Raw genomic sequence first — 4,509 nt, forward strand, 5'->3', positions numbered from 1 at the left:
CGCTGCGGCCGTGGCTGGAGGCGGCCTGCGCACCGCTGGGCTGCCGCGTGCCGCCGGCCAGGCAGCTCGCCGCGCTGCGCATCGACGGCTCGCAGCTGCAGATGCCCGATGCCGGCGCCGACGACTATCTGCTGACGATGACGCTGCGCAACGAGGGCCGCGCGCTGGTGGCGCTGCCGGCGATCGAGCTGGTGCTGACCGATGCGCAGGATCGTCCGGTGCAGCGGCTTGTGCTGACGCCGGCCGACTACCTGCCGGCCGCGCAGCGAGCGCGCGATCCGGATGGCGCCACGGGCCTGCAGGCGGGCGCCGAGCTGCCCCTTCAGGTACGATTCCGGACTCGGCAGGCCGCGGACAACTACCGCGTGTCGGTCTTTTATCCCTGACCATCGCCGAGCATCCTCGAACCATCCCCGAATCCCCGGGATGCGCCGCCGCGGCATCCGGCCGCGCGCCGCGTCCCCTTCAACCCAGGAGCGACCATGAGCACTGTGACCCTCGGCGGCAACCCGATCGAAGTCGGCGGCAAATTTCCCCAACCCGGTGACAAGGCCCCCGCATTCTCGCTGGTCGGCAAGGACCTGAAGGACGTGACGCTGGCCGACTTCGCCGGCAAGCGCAAGGTCCTCAATATCGTGCCGAGCCTGGACACGCCGGTGTGCCAGGCCTCGGCCCGCAAGTTCAACGAGAAGGCCAGCGCGCTGGCCGACACCGTGGTGCTGACGATCTCGGCCGACCTGCCGTTCGCGATGGGCCGCTTCTGCACCGCGGAAGGCCTGAGCAATGTGGTGCCGCTGTCGACGATGCGCGGCGCGCAGTTCAAGAACGACTACGGCGTCGACATCAAGAGCGGCCCGCTGGCCGGCGTGACCGCCCGCGCGGTGGTGGTGCTCGACCAGAACGACACGGTGACCTACAGCCAACTGGTGCCCGAGATCAAGAACGAGCCGGACTACGACGCGGCGCTGGCGGCGTTGAAGTAAGCGCGAGGCCGAACCCCTTTGCTCTCCCTCTCCTCAGGGGGAGAGGGCCGGGGAGAGGGAGGTGGTTTCAAACGGCAGTGGCATGGCCACCGCCCTCTGCCCTCTCCCCCGCCACTCTCCCGCAGGCGGGAGAGGGGAGACAAACCACCAGCAGCACCACCAGCGAACCACCAGTACCAAACACCTTGGAGCATCCATGCCCAGCCTGATCTGCGGCTCCGTCGCCTACGACACCATCATGACGTTCGAGGGCAGGTTCCGCGAACACATCCTGCCGGACCAGATCCACATGCTAAATGTGTCCTTCCTGGTCCCCGGCATGCGCCGCGAATTCGGCGGCTGCGCCGGCAATATCGCCTACAGCCTGAAGCTGCTCGGCGGCGAGCCGGTGGTGATGGCGACGGTCGGCGAGGATGCCGGCCCGTATCTGGACTACCTGCGCGCGCTCGGCATCGGCACCGAGCATATCCGCATGCTGCCCGATACCTTCACCGCGCAGGCGATGATCACCACCGATCTGGAGAACAACCAGATCACCGCCTTCCACCCGGGCGCGATGAATCAGTCGCAGCTGTCGCACGTGCAGGACGCACTGAAGGGCGAGCGCGCGCCGCGGCTGGGCATCGTCGCGCCGGACAGCCGCGAAGGGATGCTGCACCACGCCCGGCAATTCGCCGAGGCCGGCGTTCCGTTCATCTTCGACCTCGGCCAGGCGATGCCGCTGTTCGGCGGCGAGGACCTGCGCCAGTTCGTCGAGCTGGCCAGCTACGTGACCGTCAACGATTACGAAGGACAGGTGCTGCTCTCGCGCACCGGCTGGAGCAGCGCCGAAGTGGCGGCCCGCGTGCGCGCCTTCATCGTGACGCACGGCGAGCGCGGCGCCACCATTCACGCCGATGGCCGGCAGTACAATATTCCCGCGGTGCAGGCCGAACGGGTCGTCGACCCGACCGGCTGCGGCGACGCCTTCCGCGGCGGCCTGCTGTACGGCATCGAACAGGGCTTCGACTGGGAAACTACCGGTCGGCTCGCGAGTCTGATGGGGGCGATCAAGATCGCGCACCAGGGACCCCAGAACTACAAGGTCTCGCGCGAGCAGATCGGCCAGATGTTCGAGTCGGCATTCGGCTACCGTTACGCGTAAACCCTCGCTGGGGAATCACCATGCAAACCCTTCTCCGAACCTGCGGCGTCGCGCTCGTGGCGGCCGCCAGTCTCGTGGCCGGCTGCGCCACGCAATCGAACTCCGCGAGCATCTATACGCCGGGGCAGGCGCAGCGTGAACAGACGCTGCGCCATGGTGTGGTCGAGAGCGTGCGCGAGGTGATGATCCAGGGTCAGCAATCGGGCGTCGGCACGCTCGCGGGCGGCGCCATCGGCGGCATCGCGGCCGGCAGCTCGATCGGCAGCGGCAGCGGCTCGGTGGCGGCCGGCATCCTCGGCGCGGTGCTCGGCGGCATGGCCGGCAGCGCGATCGAGAACCGCGTCGATCAGCGTCGCGGGCTGGAGATCACGGTGCGCCTGGACAATGGCGAGATGCGCGCGATCACGCAGGATGCCGACGAGATCTTCCGTCCGGGCGAACGCGTGCGGCTGCTGTCCTCGGGCGGCGTCACGCGCGTCACGCACTGAGCATCGCCACCAAGCGGCGCGCTTCACCGGCCGTCGATCGAGACGCCGCCCCCTTCGGGGGGGGCGGCGTTTTTCTTTGTGGTCCCAGCCCGGCGGTGTTCTCCCTCTCCCCCTCAGGGGGAGAGGGCTGGGGAGAGGGAGATGGTTTCAAACGGCAGTAGCATGGCCATCGTCCTTGCCCTCTCCCCCGGCCCCTCTCCCGCAAGCGGGAGAGGGGGAGCAGTCCTGCGGGTTATCGATCGGTGCACCCGCCCAGAATGAAAAACCCGCCGCGGCTTGCGCCGGCGGCGGGTTGGCAGGACCACTGTCATGCCGACCGGATACGGGGTATCCGGTCATTCGGGCACGCGAAGGTGCCCCGAGGATTCCCGCAGGAATCGAGCGCGCACGGGTCGCGCTTCAACGCTTACGGACGGCTGCCGGTCGGGAACGGCCAGGCGGCGGCCGGGCTCAGCGCGGTCTTCGCGGCCGGCGCGGGAGCCGAGGCAGGCGACGAGGCAGGGGCCGCGGCAGGCTGGGCGGCGGCCTTCTTGCCGGCAGCCTTCTTCGCCGGCGCCTTCTTCGCGGCAGCCTTCTTGGCCGGTGCGGCCTTCTTGGCGGTCGCCTTCTTGGCGGTGGTCTTCTTGGCCGCGGCCTTCTTGGCCGGTGCCGCCTTCTTCGCCGCTACCTTCTTGGTCGCGACCTTCTTGGCGGGGGCCTTCTTCGCTGCAGCCTTCTTGGCCGGTGCGGCCTTCTTCGCCGCTACCTTCTTGGTCGCGACCTTCTTGGCGGGAGCCTTCTTCGCTGCAGCCTTCTTGGCCGGCGCCGCCTTCTTCGCCGCTACCTTCTTGGTCGCGACCTTCTTGGCGGGGGCCTTCTTCGCTGCGGCCTTCTTGGCCGGCGCCGCCTTCTTCGCGGCGACCTTCTTCACCGCGGTCTTCTTGGCCGGTGCGGCCTTCTTGGCGGCTGCCTTCTTGGCGGGCGCGGCCTTCTTGGCCGCAGGTTTCTTCTTCGCAGTCGTTGCCATGGATGACTCCTTCACTAAAGCGTGAATATCGAATGTCCAAAATTGGCGACCCGACCGACCCGAGGCGTTAATGCCTGCAAGCCGCAGGCTTGCAAACCCCAGTCGAGCGAGCGATTCATCGGCGTGCCGCAATACGGCTGCCGCACGCTAATGAATTCCTTGGCGGGCGCCTTGCGCAGGGCAAGGCTTCCGTGGCGACGTGCAACGCGATGACCCGCGCGCAACGCTCGTCGCGTCCCGCAGTATTCGATCCGCTCGCGCGTCGTTGCCCGACGACACGCGGCTTCAAAGTAGGAGTATTCCGACGGCAGACCTGCATTCGCGGTCATGGCCCGCGCCAGGCAGACGCCGTGTTGTTCGAGGTAGCGAACCCATCCCGTCAATGGGCCACAGGAGACTGTACGCGTTGTAAGAAGCCAGCCCGGTCTGGTCTGCGTCAAAGTTCTGTTGCTCCTCGGCTACCTGCATCACTGCATCGAATCGCGCCGCGGTTGTTGTTCGAGTTCTTCGCTTTGCGATGTCCTGCTTCATGCAATGAAGAGAGACTCTTGTCAAGGCGAATCATAATTCGTTTGGTCGGTGATGTTAAGAAAAAAGTTCCAAAAAATCACGCCATCGAATGCGCGCGCTTTGCGATGACGAACGCATCGATGCAATGACACGCGCGACGCGCTGTCGAGACACGCGTCGCATGCCGCGACGACACGCTCGCCGACCCTCTGCGTGGCTCGCATCGCGGCTCCGTCGACATGCCGACGACGCGCTGGTCGAGCCGCGCGTGAAGACCTTGCGGCGACGTTCGCGTGGACCGCTCGAAGGCCTTCGAGCGGACACGCAGAAGACACGAGGGAGAACCCGCATGCTCGCCGCAAAGCCGCATGCAACAAG

The 4,509-nt window shown here is 67.1% G+C and carries 5 protein-coding genes; 4 read left to right on the forward strand and 1 reads right to left on the reverse strand.

Annotated elements, in window-relative coordinates; genetic code table 11:
• From B551_RS14230 to B551_RS14245, 4 genes are all read left to right on the forward strand, one after another.
• On the forward strand, window positions 1-386 hold a 386-nt coding region (locus B551_RS14230), incomplete at its 5' end, for a DUF3426 domain-containing protein (protein ID WP_043439714.1).
• 96 nt (window positions 387-482) lie between these two features.
• Entirely contained in the window at window positions 483-983 is a 501-nt protein-coding gene (gene tpx / locus B551_RS14235) for a thiol peroxidase (protein WP_006579694.1), read from the forward strand.
• Between the two features lie 196 nt (window positions 984-1,179).
• Window positions 1,180-2,127 carry a carbohydrate kinase family protein gene (locus B551_RS14240; protein WP_006579693.1) on the forward strand — a complete coding sequence of 316 codons (948 nt, stop codon included), beginning with the start codon at window positions 1,180-1,182 and terminating at the stop codon, window positions 2,125-2,127.
• Window positions 2,128-2,147: 20 nt separating this feature from the next.
• A complete protein-coding gene (locus tag B551_RS14245) occupies window positions 2,148-2,615 on the forward strand; it encodes a membrane protein (protein ID WP_023264368.1) in 468 nt (155 codons plus the stop codon).
• 406 nt (window positions 2,616-3,021) lie between these two features.
• Here B551_RS14245 and B551_RS14250 read toward each other — a convergent pair whose 3' ends face one another.
• Window positions 3,022-3,753, reverse strand: coding sequence for a histone H1-like DNA-binding protein (locus B551_RS14250; protein ID WP_197498377.1), 732 nt, complete (start codon window positions 3,751-3,753; stop codon window positions 3,022-3,024).
• Window positions 3,754-4,509: the final 756 nt, after the last annotated feature.

This window comes from Cupriavidus sp. HPC(L), assembly GCF_000307735.3.
Classification (GTDB): Bacteria; Pseudomonadota; Gammaproteobacteria; order Burkholderiales; family Burkholderiaceae; genus Cupriavidus.

Bases quoted from the DNA above. Each gene is read 5' to 3' on its own strand.
- tpx (WP_006579694.1), top strand. From the start codon at position 483: ATGAGCACTGTGACCCTCGGCGGCAACCCGATCGAAGTCGGCGGCAAA.
- B551_RS14240 (WP_006579693.1), top strand. From the start codon at position 1,180: ATGCCCAGCCTGATCTGCGGCTCCGTCGCCTACGACACCATCATGACG.
- B551_RS14245 (WP_023264368.1), top strand. From the start codon at position 2,148: ATGCAAACCCTTCTCCGAACCTGCGGCGTCGCGCTCGTGGCGGCCGCC.